The organism is Niallia taxi (assembly GCF_004005475.1).
GTDB lineage: Bacteria > Bacillota > Bacilli > Bacillales > Cytobacillaceae > Niallia > Niallia taxi.
On the sequence record NZ_RZTZ01000009.1, the window covers coordinates 179,521 to 196,325 of the forward strand.

A 16,805-nucleotide genomic window follows, 5' to 3' on the forward strand; every position below is an offset into this window, starting at 1 on the left:
GTCGGGAGGATGAACAAATATGATGAATAAACTTTCCGAAATAATGGCCGACCTGTTTGCCAAAATGGGAGATATGTTTGCGGAGCCTTTCAAGAAGATACCGACCTTACATAACCTCATTTATGGAGGAGACGAGAAATTAGCATTTTTAACTTTTACTGAAAAAGAGATTACAAATGTATACGTACCTGGGATGAATATGTTCATTGCAGTAGCTGTGTGTGTCATCTTAATCAGTATTGTTATTGCAGGAATGAAAATTTCCGCATCAGGTATTAATCCATCGAACAGAACCTATATCATTGATTACTTTAAAGAATTAACGATTGTTGCTTTATTATTTGCTAATATCTATGCGATTTATAGTTTGTTGTTCTTAACGAACCAAAGTATTGTAAACCTATTTAATAGTGAAAGTGACTTATTGAATTTAAAAGATACGATAGAAATCACTGCAAGCAACGGAGTGCTTGGTATGCTAGCCATTCAGTTAATTAAGATTGGTCTTGGAGTATGGGCGTATTTTTACTATACGATGAGAAAGTTTACACTCATGCTTCTATTAATACTAGGACCATTAATGTTGGCTCTTTACCTCATACCTAAAACGAGAGGTATGACGATTGGATGGGCAAAAGAGTTAATTGGAACTGTTTTTGTCCAATCTGTTCATGCGGCCTGTTATTACATTATGAGTAAGATGACGACTACAACCAATGGGGTTGAGGGAGTTATTTTGATGATGGTATTCATCCCTGTTACTGAATCCGTTCGTGCTCTCCTTGGTCTTGGTGGACAAATGAATGATCGATTATCAAAGACGGCCGCCATGATGGGTGGATCTGCCTTAATGGGAATGTATGGTGCAGCAAAGGGTGCCATGGACGGTGTATCCGTAGGGGATGCCTTGAAAAAACTTCGTGGTGGTCGAGGTAATTCAGAGAAATCTGGGGAGAAATCAAATTCAGAAAAAGAAGGGGAAGGAACGGGTACCAGTGACTTGAAAAGTACACTTGGTGGAAATACCGGTACCGATACTGGCACTACTCCAAAAGCAGAAAGAATGTTAAAAGGGGGAGAAATCCTTTCCAGAGGCGGTAAAGCTGTTTTTGGTGCCGCTGGAACATTAATTGGTTCCCCAATGGGCCCGATGGGCTCCATGGTTGGTTCTACAGTAGGTTTTAATGCTGGAGGAGCTATTGGTGGATTGGCAGGTCGCGCAGGCACAGGAGCTGCCCAACTATTAGGAAGCCAAGTGAAAAAAGGGGTAAAAGCAGGCTGGGATAAAGGAAAAGGCGTCATGAAGGCGGAGTCCAAGGCAGATGAAAAAACAGCTAACTCTGTAGCTGATAGCCTTACTTCTGATTGGGCGGAAACCAATGAAGCGGACTTTAAAAAGGATTTTCAAGAACGATTCCCTGATGCCCACGAGTCAAGTGTAGAGGCCGCTTGGAATGATGCGAAAGCTGCCAAAAAAGATTATTTCCTAAATGAAGCACGCAATAACATTGCTGGTATCAAAGGAAATGAAGGGAAAAATGCAAGAGCCTCTGATTTAATTAAACAATCATCTGCCAACTTAACAAAGAAGTGGGCGAATGATACCAATAACAAAAAGAACTTTGATACTAAATTTAATCAAGAGAATAAATTACCGGCTAATGCAACTCCTAAGCAGAAGCAGGAACACAATAATAAGCGTGCAGCTGCATGGAAACAAGAAGTCAATGCGAAACAAATGGAAATTGAATCCGCAGCAAAAGAAGTAGCTAGCGAAATGGGTAACGGATCAGACTATGGACTTTCTTTTATTAGTAGAGCTGGATTTAATGAGAACCTTGCTGATAAGTTATCTGGAGGATTTTCATTAGATAAAGCCAATGAAGTAAGTAATAAACTAGCTAATGAATGGGCACCAAAATTAAAAGAAGATTTTATGGATAAATATGATCAAAAGTATGCTCTACCTAAGAATGCTTCTGTTGAACAAAAACAAACACATGAGAACAATAAAGAAGTAGCTTGGAAGAATAACCTAGGACAACAGAAAAATAAGATAGCAAAAATCTTAAAGAGAGGTAGCAAGGCAGTAGCTTCCGGTAAAGGTAGTTCTACCAATATCGGTCAACAATTAGCTATAGAAATCGGGAATGAATTAGGAATACCAGAAGTTAGCCCTCTTTCGCAAAAACTATCTAACCAGATAGTTGAAACGATGGGCAATATAACTCCTAATAGGGAAAAAGCTTTATCTAATAAGAGTATTAGTTCCGCTGATTCTGTCAAGAGTGCTACATCTTCAGTTAAAGGTTCTTCCTTATATTCTGGCAAAGAGGTCAATATCCCTTACTTAAGAGATCAATTAGCTGGAGTGAAGGTTAATGAAGCAAGAAATGCTTATGTGAATAATAGTAGTCTCCCTAAGGAACAGGCTGTAGCCAAATTTAATAGTGGCAAAGCACAAACTGTATATGAAAATGCAAGACAATCTTTGCCAAGAAGTATCCCGCTTGATAATAAAATTATACAAAATAAAATTGGGAGAATGGCCACAGCTGTAGGAGCTGGAGTTGGTACTGGAGCGTTAGTTGGAGCTGCAAATCTTTCCGGTCTTACTGCAATCAAAGGGGTAAGTGACTTCATGGCAGATACCAAATTAGGCCAGGGGGTCAAAAAGGGTGGGGCTCATGCTTATACCACATTTAAAACAGAAATGTCTAATTTACAGAGTGTATCAGGAGCGACTCATCCTGTTCAACGAGTTAGTTCTGCTGCTGTACAAGCAGTTACTCAAGGAGCAAAAACTGGTTTCGCTACAGCAAAGAATCATATTGCGGACAATGTAGAAGGAAAACAGGCAGGCTTCAAGAATGTCATCGCCTATGCCTCTGGAATGGTGGGTGGAGTGGCTGGTTACCAAAAAGGTGCGAATTATGCCGCTTCTAATAATCGTAATATGAAAGCATTCGGATTGAAAGGATTAAACCCCTATAATAATGCCGTTCAAAAACAAACGAGCGAAATTGCAGACATCTCGCATTTAGCTCAAACGGTAATTGGTCCAGATGGTCAACAAACCATCGCAAATGGGGCCATCCAAATGGTCACAACGAATGGAGAGACCCTCCTTCAAGTAAGAGATAAAACAGGTCAAACACAATCCGTTTCTAGAATGGCTTCTGGACATTCTGGATTAAGGAAAGGGCAAAAAGTATATCAAGATCTTACCGTTCAAAACGGAAGTCTTGTTCCAACTTCTAATTCTTATCAATATGATAGTGGTGGTTCCAAAGTTTCTGCACCACCTATCCATGTGAATCCCAATAAGTTGGTCGCAAACAGAAATACGCCAAAAAATCCAAGAGTAATAAAAGAAGTACAAAGTTATAACCAACAAGTAGATAGTGGACAGTATTACATTAAAAATGCGATGTCTGAGATGGATGACATTCGAATGGTGATTGATCGTAATAGAAGCTATATGGTCGGCCAAAAAGATGGACAAGATTATCGTATTAGCCCATATGGTAGTGGTGATGCTCGTTTAACGGTAAATGAAGTAATCGAAACAAAATGTGAAGTGAACAATAGAAAGCTAGTGCCGACAACTTATAAGAAAAATGATGTAAAGACGGAGAATTATACTACATCACTTAAACCAAATGATCTTATGAATTTCGAGCCACCAAATAAACGGATTTTGATGAGAAAACAAGCCGAGCAATATCGAAATAAAGCATTTACTGGCTCATTAAGAGGTTTGTAGCATGGCGCAAAATCAAGAAAACAAAAATACTACTGACTCCATTAGTGAAAAAATGACCGATAATTTGAAAGGTTTAGCAGGTAAAATTGCTAAACCTTTCAAAAATAAATTTAAAAAACAAGCAGCCAAAATGGCTAAAAAGGCTATTAAACTCGCAATAAAAGTTTTAAAAAAAGTACTGGCCAAAATGCTTGCTTGGCTTATAAGTACAGTCGGAGTTCCTACTCTGCTTGTGGTCGGTATTTCTGTCATTTTAGCCCTCCTTATTTCTTTAGCTATGTCTTTCTTATGGGCAAGTGGAGATGATTTAGAAGGGGACGACAAAGCCATTCATGAGTATATTGTGGAACAATCAGAAGCCACTGTCGATATGGATAATCCTATTGAGAAGCCCTACCGGGTTCCAGAAGGATTAATAGCCTCTACTATTATGCTAGATGTGTTTGATGATAAAAAATCTGATTTAGATAGTATCAAAAAGATTATTAAGAAAATAGCAACCGAACTAGCACCTGAGTTTGAATACGGAAATTATGATGAATGGAAAGAAAAGCAAGTGATCGTCTACGAAGATGGTAAAAAAGTAAAAGAAGGAAAGGTAGAGCACACGAAAAATGAAGTAAGCAAACTGGAGTCTGTTCAGTATTGGAATGGGTCCACTATCTTTAACTATAAAGCTCATACATCGGATTGGAAATCGAAAGAAGTCATTACGCACAAAACCATTCAAGTTCCAAAAGAAGTGGAGTATATGGAAACACTAAAGGTCCCCGCTTCTATTGCAGATATAACAGACAAAACTTACCCTTACTTTAATCCAAAGAGTAAAAGTTGGAAAGATCTTCTGAAAGAACAGGTTAGACAACAAAACCAAAAGGTCGATACTACTGGATATGTAACCGTTCATCTAAAGAAGACAAAAACGGTAATGGTCGATAAAGTAATTGAAGTAAAAACCATTACGAAAACAAGAAATCAATATTTTACCTCTACACAAAATGTCACGCAAGATTATGCTAATTTTGATGCGATTTTAAATTCTTTAGGATTAGGTCTAGATGATAAGAAATTAATAGAGGCAAACTATAGCTTTATGGGTGGATCTATTAATTATACAGATTGGTTAAGTCAAAATGGTGGGGTTTATGGATACGATGACATTAGCTATGACGGAACGGTTATACCTGGTGCTGGAGTTCCGGCTCAATATATGCCGATCTATTTAGCAGCTGAGAAAAAATATGGTGTGCATTGGTATACGTTAGCGGCTATTCATTCAAAAGAAAGTGTGTTTGGAACGATTGATCCTATGGTATCTCCCGTTGGGGCAATTGGTCAGATGCAATTCCTGCCAGCAACTTGGGTAGGGTGGAGCTATGACATCGGTGGTGGATTGGTAGCTGCAAGCGTAGATATCACAAGCCCAGGAGTCATCAAAAAAGGCGGTGGACTTGGTGTTGATGGTGATGGAGACGGCAAAGCTGATCCTTATAATGTAACGGACGCAGTCTATACAGCTGCCAACTACTTAGCAAGTAATGGCTATTCTACCGATAAAAGAAACGCTATCTGGCACTATAACCATGCGGAATGGTACATTAACGACATTTTAGCTTTAGCAGAAAAATTCAAAACAGCTGCTACATATGAAGGTGGAACGGAAGGTTCACCTACCTTAAAACCTGGTAGTTTTATTAAGCCAACTACTGGAACGGTAACCTCCGGTTACGGTGCTCGATGGGGGACGAAACACCAAGGTATAGATATCGGTCTTGGTGGCAGAAGCAATGTGAAAATATACGCTGCTGCAGATGGTACAGTTTCAAGATCCTACCTATCATCCTCTTACGGTAATGTCGTTTTCATTCAACATAAAATTGATGGCAAACAGTATGAAACCGTTTATGCTCATATGCAAAATAGAGCAGTATCTGCGGGAGCAAAAGTAAAACAAGGACAATTCCTCGGTTATATGGGTGGTACCGGAAATGTTACAGGTCCCCATTTACATTTCGAGGTCCATCAACCAAGTTGGAACATTTCGAAGACGAATAGTATTGATCCAGCTTTACTAATTGACTTCAAATAACAAGGAGACTAGGAATTCAATGAAAAAATTATCAGTTTTATTACTATGCCTTATTAGTATTTTAGCTGGTTGTTCTTCAAACAGCAAGGCAAACGTAAAAGTAACGGAAGACAATGTGGAACACCTCGTAAAATACGACGAGTCACTACAAGGATTTATTACAGAAATGACAGATATTCTATTAAACTATAATAATGCTTTAGATGGACTGTATACGAATAGTACAAGTAATAGCCAATTCGCTAAGATCATGACAGAGAGTATTGGCAAATCGAATGAGTTAGTCACAAAAGTGGAGGCACTTGATATCGAGCCTGACCTTTTTGAAACACACCAAACCCTTATAGCATTAGTCAATCGTTCCCATCAGTTACTCTTAACTTCAGTTGATGCGGCCAACAATGCGGATGAAACATCGTTTGATAAAGACAGTTTACGCCAAGAATATCTAGCTATTAAGCAGGAACAAGCTAATATTGCCAACCAGTGGAAAATACTAAGGGAAGAGTTAGCCGCTCAAGCTAATAAAGAGGTTCAAGAATGACAAAAAAATCTTTTTTAATAATGATTGGAAGTACGTTAACACTCTTATGTGTCGTATACTTTATATTTCTTCCTTCTCAAAAGGAAGCACCCATGGATTTAAAGGCAACGCAAGAACAAGTAGCTGCCCAGATTGAATCCGATAACGAATATACAGAAAAGACAATAGAATGGGCTACTGAACAAAAGGAAAATCTAGATGTGGGCTTTATCGAACCTCATACAGAAAAAGTTAACGACGTTTCTCCTCAAAGAGACGTTGTTAACTACTTTATTACGGGTATCTTAAAACAAGATGTAGAATTGTTTATGTCGACTTTTCAAACAGAAACCATCTCCAGTGATTTATTTAAAGTAGAGGAAACAGATAAACAAAAGGTAGCGCAAGATATCATAAACCGCATATCCAAAAACAATTCCATAAAGGGTGTTAATTTTAAAGAAAAGAAAGGTGTTTTTGGTGGGGAAACTAATGAGGTTAAATTGGAATTTCAATATAAAGACGGAAAGTCTAGCCTTGTTACTCTTTCTTTAGAATCTATAGAAGAAGCGCATTCAGATCATGCCCATGATGATATTTTAGTTATTACAACCTCTTCATGGGATATCATCAAGCAAATAGAAAAAGAGTGATACCTAGCAAATGCTATCTATCACTCTTTTTTTGTGCCTGTTTTCTTATTTCATGTTTCGCTTCACTCCACGATCCAAAAATCCAATTAAATTGCCTAGAAGAGGGTAGGACCTGTTCTTTCGCGTATTCATCCCATTGCGTCATCGATGAACCAATAAAGGACTTTCTATGCTTAAGGGCCAAACTTATTAATTCCTCTTTGGAGAAATTACGTTGTTTTGGTTTCCCTGCAAAATCCAAGATTTCTTCATAAGTAAAATGCTTTAAAATGGTCTTATAGGTTGGTAGTTTATGCTCCTGTGCGTATTCATCCCATTGTTTGCGTGTTTTAAATTCTTTTCCATGCTTTTTCAAAACATCTTCAATCTCACCCTTAGAGATAACGTCTCTTTTCTTTTTTACGTTCAATCCAAGTTCTTTTCTTAGATTTTCCCACGTACCAAATACAGATAAATAGGTTTGAGTAGAAGGGAGTTTATTGTCACGATAGTATTTAGTCCAACTAGTAGATTTTTCAATATGTTCTATATGCATACGAGCAATGTTTAATAAATCCTCTTTGAAATATTTCTGCGTTCTTATACTGATTCACTCCTTTCATTAGTATCTACCTTTGCTAGAGATTCTCTCATAATCCTAATTACATCCTCATTTGTAGCATTTAATGCCTTAACATACGATACTTTCTGATCAAATTCATATTTATCAGTAGCATTAGATATAGCAGTTAAAAGCTTTTCTTTAGTTTTGAAGTAATATTCCTGTGTTCTTTCAGCCTGTTCAGTATACTCTCGCCTTTCACCAACTGGACTTAAATAGTTTTTAAAATCTTTAAGCTCATAATCTGGTAAATAAAATTTAATTATGTCCGTTTGATCTTTAAAATCAATAAGTTTATAATCTTGGAATTGGCTCTGGTTATGATTCTCTTCTACAGAATGCATTAACGTAATTATTAATTTTCTCCCCCCCATCCTATGGTCTATTTTTTGAAATTTACCTATGTCATCAATGAACTTTTGAATATCCAACTTGATAACAGTAAATTCATCGGGCAACCAAGGGTTCATAGTACAGTACTTTAGTGATGGATCAGGTAAAAGAAGAAAAATTTCTCCTGTATTACTTTCACCTAATAGGAACCGCGTATCACCATACATGGGAAGCTTGTTAAGAAATTCTATAGCCTGATTGTAATCGAATTCCTCGCAGTACCTTTTTAATACCTCTAAAGGAGTCATATTAAGTTCTTCTTCTGCGATAGTCTCTGGAGACTTCATTCCGTAATTCTCCATATACCATTTGTCTTCTGCTTCTCGTAACTTTTGCTTTTTGGATTTAATCCCTAAAGATTGAAGTATTGCGTAAATAAGGAAGAAAGTTAGGAAACCGACCAGAATAAACGGGGCAAGTAAAGTAACAATGATTATTGTTCCAACCTTACTTGAACAAAAGATGGTAACCATTATTCCTATTACTAATACCGCAAAAATTACAATCGCTAGGACAATACAAATTTCTAATATAAATAGAAAAACAGCAAGCCCTGTTGTACCTGGATCATTTTCATATATTAACCCAATTTTATCAAAGAAACCTACTACCCCAATCTTCCGAAGAAAGGGGAGAATATGATCCCATTGATAAACAGCTACGATTGCGAGGATGATTCCTAATATCCCGAATCCTCCCGTTTCTTTCCCTCTCCCATATTGCAGCATGCCGTTAAGAGCACCTAATATAACATTCATCCTCTCACTCCTTAATAAAATTTAGTTATGTATGTACTTTATAATCATAATATATGTTACACTGTTTGTTTTTAATTATAGGGCATATATCCCGCTCAGTCAATGACAGTTATGTCTATTTTCTCATAATATACCTCTTTTTTCCTAGGTTTCTAACAAGCTACTATATAGTCCTCTTTCTAATGGTGATATCATTAGAAGTGGAGAGGAGTACGTACTAAAATGTTAAATACACCCATAAAACCAATGCTTCTTCAGCCCGCTCCGGAGCTTCCGACAGGAGACAATTATAGCTGGACAATCAAATATGATGGGCATCGCGCATTATTACATTATAAAGACGGCCGCATCAGAATCTACACTAGGCACAAAAATGAGGTAACCCAAAAGTACTTGGAATTCGAGTTTATAAAGTTACCTGTGCAAAACTGTATATTGGACGGAGAAATGATTTGTTTTGACAACGATAAGGATGTACCTGTTCCATGTTTTGATAGCCTTATGACCCGTTTCCAAGCCTCTAATCCCACCAAAATAAATGATCTAATGCAAGAACTACCTGTCCAATTTGTAGCTTTTGATCTTTTATTTTTAAATGATAAATCTTTACTAAATGAACCGTATTATAAACGTTTATCTCTACTTAATAAGCACATTCCCAACCAAAACAATTTATCCGTTGCCCCTGTATATGAAAATGGAGCTACGCTATTTAATCGAGTCATTGATTTAGATCTAGAAGGAGTAGTGGCCCGAGATAATAATAAGCCTTATTATTTGGATTCCCGACCTCAAAATGTCATCTTCAAAACGAAGAACTATCAATATTCCACTGTCTCCATTAGCGGAATAAGAAAAGAAAAATTCGGCTGGATTATGAAGGAAGATAACAAATACAGAGGAATATTAGAATTTGTTCCACCCGATGAAAGAAAGGCTTTTTACCATATTACAAAGCAATTGATTATAGATGAGGATAAAGACTTTATTTATTTGGACCCACTCATTAAGTGCGAAGTGAAATATCAATGCCTATCCAAAAATGGGTATATGCGAAGTGCTAGCTTTCAGAAATTCATTGTATGATGAACCTAATAAATTGGAATACCCGCTTAAAGAAGCGGGTATTTATTTTACCAATATTAGTTTATTTAGGAATCGTCGTACATTGATAACGAACATAAGTTCTGTTATTATTACCATATAAAGAACTGGAGAGAGCTAATGTGGATAATTTAAAAATAAAACAAAACGAAGTAAACGATTATTTATTAGAAAATAACACCCTTATATACGAAGCCATGGAGTACAATTGGCCATTAAATTTCTAATATAAAACAGAAAATAACAATGAAACCATTACTGGTACAACTGTATTTATTGACTATCAAAGGGATGAATTGCGCATTCAAAAAACAAATGGTCATTTTCAATTTTTGTCCTTTAGTTCCATTAAAAAAGTATCTAGAAATAGGTGAGTATGATGTTTGATTATAGCCAATTTCCTAACCGCCCCATCATCTGTGTCGATATGAAGAGTTTTTACGCCAGTGTCTCTGCAGTTATGCTTGGGCTTGACCCTTTAACTTGTCACTTAGCAGTTGTAGGGAATACCGATAGGCAAGGAAGTGTCGTTCTAGCAGCATCTCCTGCCATGAAAAAAGATTTTAAAATAAAAACAGGTTCCCGCTTATTTGAAATCCCAGATGATCCACGAATTGTAATAGTGGATCCAAGTATGTCCGTTTTTATTAGAGTGAGCACAGAGATAACGAAGTTGTTTTATCGTTATGTTCCACCTTCAGCTGTACATGTTTACTCTATTGATGAAAGCTTTTTAGATTGTACTGGTATGGAAAAGATTGAGGGTACTGCAGAAGATATCGCAAGAAAGATTCAGGCGGATCTCTTCCATGACTTTGGGTTACCTTGCACAATCGGTATTGGTCCCAATATGCTTTTAAGTAAATTATGTTTAGATTTGGCTGCCAAGAAATCGCAAACCGGTATTGCGGAATGGACATACGAGGATGTTCCCAGCAAGCTTTGGCCATTATCTCCGTTAAGTGAAATGTGGGGGATAGGGAGCAGAGTAGAAAAGACCTTAAATAGTATGGGTATTTTCTCTGTTGGCCAATTGGCTAGATACGATCTTGGTTTACTTGAGAAGAAATTCGGTATTATGGGAAATCAGTTATATCATCATGCATGGGGAATTGATTTATCCGAAGTAGGAGCTCCCATATTTAAAGGGCAAGTTAGTTTAGGTAAAAGCCAAGTGCTTCTAAGAGATTACAAAAACAGAAAAGAAATAGAAGCTGTTATTTTAGAAATATGTGAAGAGGTATGTAAAAGGGCTAGAACAAACAATCAAGCTGCCAGAACCATTAGTTTTGGTTTAGGATACAGTAGGGATGAGTACGGAGGAGGTTTTTATCGCTCACGTACTATTGAAGCACCTACTAATGTAACCATGGATATATATAAGGTTTGCCTGGAATTAATGGAAGAATTTTATAGGGGGCAGACCGTCAGACAAGTATCTATTTCACTTACTAAGCTAGAGAAAGATACAGATGTACAGCTCGACCTCTTTGACACCAACAGTTGGAAAAGGAAGAAGTTGGGATATGTTGTGGATGAAATTAGAAATAAGTTTGGTTCCACAGCATTATTACGTGCCATTTCCTATACACCTGGTGGTACAGCTATACATCGTTCTGGATTAGTAGGGGGGCATAAAGGTTAATATTGCAACAAGGCTTCAGCTGAGCATTGTTTACGATTATCTGCTTTGGGTTTTTATTAAGTTCAAAACTCAGTAAATAAGTATGGTAAGTTGTATTTATTGAGATATAATGTTTATGTCTTATAATTTCATATTCCGCTTTGCCAGCAATAGAAATATTGCTGGCTTTTTTATACAAGAAGTTAGTATTATTATTGAATAAGAATACGTAGGGAGGAAATAAGGTTATTAAAACTATGGGCTATCATAGAAGATTCTAAACGATTAGTCTTTAAATAAAGTAAACCTAGAAATAATCCCATTCCACAATAAATAATCAATCCTACTACAGAGAACCCGGATACTAAATGCAATCCGCCAAATATTAAACTACTTAGCATAAGTCCAATGTATGGATGGCTGGCAAAAATATGTCCAATAAGTATCTTCCTAAAGAAAAATTCTTCTATGATTGGTGCTAGAATGACCGTAGAAATGACAGTGACTAAACTAGTCTGAATAGCTACTTCCAAGTTCTGTTGATTTTGAGGAGTTGCGTCCCCTAAACCACCGTTTATAAAGACGAAAACAATACCCGCAATACCCGAAACTAATATCTTCCATAGGAATATGTACAAGGCATTCAAAAAATCTTTCCCCTTTACAATGGGTCTTTTCCAAGTGAATACTGAGGTACTAGAATAAAGAAAGAATACAAAACCAAGTATGAGCAATTGAATACTAATGTTTAACCAAATGATTAACAAATCATTCTCGACATGATAATTCTTGAATGCAAGATGCTCGGTTTTCCCTACATCTCCTAAGTATAGAACAAACTTCAGTCCTCTCGGCACTACTGTCATTATTAGTATATAAGTCGCAAAAATCCATATGTATTTGTTCTTGATGAGGTGTTTCAAAGCTATGTCTCCTTAGATTTAGAATATTTATTATGCTAGATTATATTACCGTTTCAATACAAAAAAAGGTAAATTATAGAGAGAGGATCTTTTTTAATTAGGCTATGTTAATGGTTAGGGTTGATTTTGCGTGAGGTTTTTTTATTTGTTAAATGTTACACTTAAACTAATGGGGCAGTTTAGTTGAATAAAAAATACAAAATTATACATATTTAGAATCTTTTTTAACAATTAAACGTATAAAATAAAAACACTCAATCTGTAGTGATGGAATGATGAAATTGATGTTTATGCTTGCAGCAATATAAACATTCCTGTTTTTATTTTGAAAAGGATCTACAGTTATTTTACTATCGTTATTCTTAATCCTTCTTGTAGTATATTTTAGTAAACTAAGATTTAGGGAAATGGATAAAATTGTATTTCAGGGAGGAGGATTTTATGAAGAATGATAATGAAGATAAAGAAAAAAGTAAAATAGATACTGATGACGGTTGGAATAGAGCATTATATGGAAGTCCAACTATAGGTGGTTTTATTGTTATTGGAATAATTATAATTATTATTTTGTATAATGTCTTTTTTTGATTAGGAATAATTGAGATTGGATAGTGTAAGAGATATTCTTCAAATCCCAAATAAACAGAAGTCGGCTGCCGATCGGCAGTTTTTTTAATGTTCCAAACAGGGCAGTTTTGTTTAAGTTCATTTATTTACAAGTTTATTAATTTTTTCTTGTTTGTTGAACAATCTGGCTATGTTTAATTAGAGTAGGATTTCTTTTTCAGAAAAGGTAGCAAATGATGATAATGTATATATATGTTAAAGTAATTAATATAGAATGGGGGGATTTCATGCCTGCAAGTAATATTGCGTTTATTTGTATTGCTTTGAATTTAGCATTAAATATATTGGCGTTTACTCCTATCATTTATATCAATTTCGGCTTTGTTTTAATTCCATTTTTTTCATTTTGTGGAGCTTTACTAGGAGTAGGTGCAATTGTGTTAAGAGAACCTTTACTCAAATCAATTCTTGCTATAGTATTAAACATTGCTTATTTGAAATTTTTCTTTGAATTTTTTAAATATTAAATACTGTTAATATAATGATGTAATTATTTATGAAATAAACATGGCAGCATTCCTATAATAAGTTTAGAGCTCCATCTTGTGTCACAAACGGGGCAGTTTACTTTAAGTAGAATACTTCACAAACTTAATACTAAGCGAGCTATTCCTAACGCATTTGGTATTAACTGGATTTCAGGTAGAGGTCTGAGTTTTACGTTCATATATATAATGCTAGGGAAGATGATTATGTGTATGCAGAAGAAGGTTTGGATTATTAAAAGAGCATTGCCATTAGGCAATGCTTTTTTCTTATTTATCTTTTGGATCGACATGTTTGTAATCCAAAAGTTTAATCTTCATATTTCCGCTTTGATTAGATTGATCAATTCCAAAACTTATTGTGTCTTTTCCTAAAGCACCTTTTTTCTGAGGCGTAATATTTACTTTGACAACATAATTATAATCTAATTCATTACCTTTTTCAGACTGGATTACATTTACAAAGTCTTTTGAATTACCATGTCCATATTTAATAAAAAATGAGTTTGGGTCTTCTTGTTTATAGTAACTAGCAACAGCCCTATTTATTTCATCACCTAATACACTTAGTATTAAATGGTCGGCTGCTTGGTTTGGCGTATTTTTAACTTCTGCTGCATTAGTACTAAACCCACTTAGTGAAAATAAACAAATTGCAAATATAAAACTCAATATTTTTTTCATTTTCCTATTTCACTCCTTAAAATTAGATTTTTTTTAATTATCATTTGTAGATTATCTAAAAATATACAATTAAATTCTAATTATTTATATAAATGGATACCTTCACTAACGATATAAAAGAGGAAAAGAACATTGTTAGGTGCAATAGTAGAAATCGTCATTTTTAATGCTAAAATATTTGTGTGGAACTATCCGGTCAGGATTACTGTAATAAATGAAAAGTATCTTTCTTGTGTCGCAAACGTAGCAGTTTAGAGCAATAAGTATTTCAATAAATTAATGCTGCTGCTCCATGAAGAACTATTAAATCAATAACATTCCATATTAAAATATAGTCCAGTCAGATATCATAAAGATATACTTTTTTAGTAGTAAACGGTAGATTTAATTGATTCCAATACCATTAAGTATTACATGTTTGGAGGTAGCATATTGCAAAATTGGAATTTTGATAATGGTTCGAAAAAGAAAGTTAGGGGCTTAAGAAGACGATTTAAAGAATTAAAACGAGAATTTCTAAACAAACGCAGAGTATTCCTAACCCACATAAAAGTGAATTAGGTTATTGGCATTTACACTTGCCTTGGAATCAAGAGTATATAAATTTTAGGAATACCCCAAATAAATTCAGAAGAGCTGTTATGCAAATACTTATTGATCAAATGATTAACCTGATTCAGAAGGATCAAGCTGATTATAAAACTTATACCATTATCTCTCTTCCTAGTTTGTTTGACTCACAAATTGCTGTAGTACCTGATAAAACATGGTTTGATGGTTATTTTAACAGAGATACTAAAGAACAACGGTGGTTACCTTTAGATAAGGAAAGAAATCTTATTAAAGAATGGAATTTATCTCTTCCATTGAATTTAGATATAAAAGGGTTTAAAGAGCTACTTTTAGATGATGAAGTCTTTGAACAAGAGATTTGGTTTATAGGAGAGCTAAAATAACATCTGAAATAAAACAGGGATTTGAAGCAATCTTATAATAAATGTAGAGTACCCTCCTTATGTAACAATCGTGGCAGTTTAGTTTAATAACAATAATTTGAAATTTCCTAATGCAACATAAATGCAATCATATTTTATTAATGGTGTAGTTAATGAAAAAATATTTTGACAATTATTTAAGTAGATAATAAAATAGAAAAAAACTGATTGTAATAAATGGTAAATAAAAACCAAATAAAACATGCGATGATGAAGGGTAGTAAACATTAGGAACACTTTAGAGAGCTGATGGTTGGTGAGAATCAGTGTGGGAATTTTGTTGAATGGGCTTCTGAGCAACCAAGCTGAACGAATAGTAGGTTATGGCGGAAAGTCTCACCGATAAAAGAGACAATGTATCGAGCAATTATAAATTGTTTCTGTACAGTAAAGTGCGTTTATTTTTAATAAACGAACGAAGGTGGTACCACGGGGTTTCTCGTCCTTTTTTAGGATGAGGGACCCTTTTTTTATACTGAAAATTAAGGGGATGTGTAGTTATGAGTAAAGATGGGGTAGATTTGGAGCGTATCGTTTTTATCGGAAGAACATTCGAGGAATATATGGCGATGTTTTCGCTTTCGACAGAAGAAATGGAAGGAAAAAAGATTTTGGACTGTCCGGCAGGGGCGTGTTCTTTTACCGCTATCAGCCAGCAAAAGGGACTGGACGTGACCGCCTGTGACATCGCATATTATCATCCGGGAGAAGCTCTTGCCAATAAAGGAGAAAAAGATCTTATACACGCGATGGAAAGCGTAGAAAAAGCAAAAGCACAGTACGTGTTTGACTATTTTAAAGATGTGACAGATTTAGCGCAGTATCGGACCCGCGCGCTTAATGATTGTGCAGCTGATATGAAACAAAATCCTGAGCGCTACATTCCTGTTACATTGCCTTCACTACCGTTTGAAAGTGAACAATTTGACTTGATTCTCTCTGCTCACTTTTTGTTTACATACGGTGATCGCCTTGATAAAGCATTCCACCAGAATGTGATTGAAGAATTGCTTCGAGTAGTAAAAGAAGAAATTCGTATCTTTCCACTTGTTGACCTTACTGGGAACAGATACGAGCATTTAGATGAGATTGTGAAAATGCTCAAAAATCAAGGGTATGAAGTTGAAGAAGTTAGAGTGCCATATGAGTTCCAAAGAAATGCAAATACAATGATGAAAATTCGAAAGAAAGATAAAGAGTAAGAGTAAGGTAAATGTTTATTCCAATTTTACTTTTTATCGGAAAAAAACAACTGATAAAATGATGTAACATAATGAATGAAAAATGAGAGGGTATTATGATTGCCAAACAAGGGCAAAAAAACAGGGGTCCAATTTGACGGTTATCTACTATAAAAAAATTGTGAAATAATGCGCTTAAAGTAACAGGGGCATTAATCCAGTAAGGATTAATGCTTCTTTATTACTCTGTTACTAATAGGGCAGGTGTGCGGTTGGAGTCAGAGACCTTGGCACGTTATACATCGATATGATACGGCAACTCGGGAGACCCTATCGGTCTCTTCTTTATAGAAGAGTATGGTGTACAAGCGATAATAAGCAAGGAAACCAAATGCTGTT

14 protein-coding genes and 1 other annotated feature are annotated in these 16,805 nt (G+C 35.4%); of the genes, 10 read left to right on the forward strand and 4 right to left on the reverse strand.

Annotated features, from left to right (window positions below; genetic code table 11):
• Positions 1-22 precede the first annotated feature (22 nt).
• The 4 genes from EM808_RS19855 to EM808_RS19870 all read left to right on the forward strand — a co-directional run bounded on the left by EM808_RS19855 (position 23) and on the right by EM808_RS19870 (position 7,031).
• Positions 23-3,766 carry a type IV secretion system protein gene (locus EM808_RS19855; protein ID WP_164849726.1) on the forward strand — a complete coding sequence of 1,248 codons (3,744 nt, stop codon included), beginning with the start codon at positions 23-25 and terminating at the stop codon, positions 3,764-3,766.
• A 1-nt stretch (position 3,767) separates the two neighbouring features.
• A complete protein-coding gene (locus EM808_RS19860; RefSeq protein WP_235856663.1) occupies positions 3,768-5,855 on the forward strand; it encodes a peptidoglycan DD-metalloendopeptidase family protein in 2,088 nt (695 codons plus the stop codon).
• 115 nt (positions 5,856-5,970) lie between these two features.
• Positions 5,971-6,399 carry a hypothetical protein gene (locus tag EM808_RS19865; protein ID WP_235856664.1) on the forward strand — a complete coding sequence of 143 codons (429 nt, stop codon included), beginning with the start codon at positions 5,971-5,973 and terminating at the stop codon, positions 6,397-6,399.
• Positions 6,396-7,031 (forward strand): hypothetical protein, encoded by a 636-nt coding sequence (locus tag EM808_RS19870; protein ID WP_127739999.1) that lies wholly within the window; start codon positions 6,396-6,398, stop codon positions 7,029-7,031. The genes EM808_RS19865 and EM808_RS19870 overlap by 4 nt, the downstream gene beginning before the upstream one ends.
• Before the next feature lie 13 nt (positions 7,032-7,044).
• Here EM808_RS19870 and EM808_RS19875 read toward each other — a convergent pair whose 3' ends face one another.
• Positions 7,045-7,566, reverse strand: coding sequence for a hypothetical protein (locus EM808_RS19875; protein WP_127740001.1), 522 nt, complete (start codon positions 7,564-7,566; stop codon positions 7,045-7,047).
• Between the two features lie 44 nt (positions 7,567-7,610).
• Entirely contained in the window at positions 7,611-8,783 is a 1,173-nt protein-coding gene (locus EM808_RS19880; protein WP_127740002.1) for an NfeD family protein, read from the reverse strand.
• Between the two features lie 222 nt (positions 8,784-9,005).
• Here EM808_RS19880 and EM808_RS19885 point away from each other — a divergent pair, with 222 nt between their 5' ends.
• Together EM808_RS19885 and EM808_RS19890 are read left to right on the forward strand one after the other, a co-directional pair.
• Positions 9,006-9,869, forward strand: coding sequence for an ATP-dependent DNA ligase (locus EM808_RS19885; RefSeq protein ID WP_127740004.1), 864 nt, complete (start codon positions 9,006-9,008; stop codon positions 9,867-9,869).
• Positions 9,870-10,266: 397 nt separating this feature from the next.
• The gene (locus EM808_RS19890; protein ID WP_127740006.1) at positions 10,267-11,532 is read left to right on the forward strand and encodes a Y-family DNA polymerase; all 1,266 of its coding nucleotides are present in this window, start codon (positions 10,267-10,269) and stop codon (positions 11,530-11,532) included.
• Between the two features lie 191 nt (positions 11,533-11,723).
• On the opposite strand, the gene EM808_RS19895 is transcribed toward EM808_RS19890, so the two are convergent.
• The gene (locus EM808_RS19895; protein WP_127740008.1) at positions 11,724-12,434 is read right to left on the reverse strand and encodes a CPBP family intramembrane glutamic endopeptidase; all 711 of its coding nucleotides are present in this window, start codon (positions 12,432-12,434) and stop codon (positions 11,724-11,726) included.
• A 441-nt stretch (positions 12,435-12,875) separates the two neighbouring features.
• Between EM808_RS19895 and EM808_RS28705 the strand changes: the two genes are divergently transcribed.
• Positions 12,876-13,022, forward strand: a complete 147-nt coding sequence (locus tag EM808_RS28705; protein WP_164849727.1) for a hypothetical protein — start codon at positions 12,876-12,878, stop codon at positions 13,020-13,022.
• A 266-nt stretch (positions 13,023-13,288) separates the two neighbouring features.
• Positions 13,289-13,528: a hypothetical protein gene (locus EM808_RS19900; RefSeq protein ID WP_127740010.1), complete on the forward strand. Its 240-nt coding sequence runs from the start codon at positions 13,289-13,291 to the stop codon at positions 13,526-13,528.
• A 288-nt stretch (positions 13,529-13,816) separates the two neighbouring features.
• On the opposite strand, the gene EM808_RS19905 is transcribed toward EM808_RS19900, so the two are convergent.
• Positions 13,817-14,230 carry a DUF3888 domain-containing protein gene (locus EM808_RS19905; RefSeq protein ID WP_127740012.1) on the reverse strand — a complete coding sequence of 138 codons (414 nt, stop codon included), beginning with the start codon at positions 14,228-14,230 and terminating at the stop codon, positions 13,817-13,819.
• Positions 14,231-14,763: 533 nt separating this feature from the next.
• On the opposite strand from EM808_RS19905, the gene EM808_RS19910 reads away from it, so the two are divergent.
• Entirely contained in the window at positions 14,764-15,186 is a 423-nt protein-coding gene (locus EM808_RS19910) for a DUF3916 domain-containing protein (RefSeq protein ID WP_235856668.1), read from the forward strand.
• 237 nt (positions 15,187-15,423) lie between these two features.
• Positions 15,424-15,675: a binding site (T-box leader), on the forward strand.
• Positions 15,676-15,725: 50 nt separating this feature from the next.
• Complete coding sequence (locus EM808_RS19915) at positions 15,726-16,427, forward strand: class I SAM-dependent methyltransferase (RefSeq protein ID WP_127740016.1); 702 nt, start codon at positions 15,726-15,728, stop codon at positions 16,425-16,427.
• Positions 16,428-16,805: the final 378 nt, after the last annotated feature.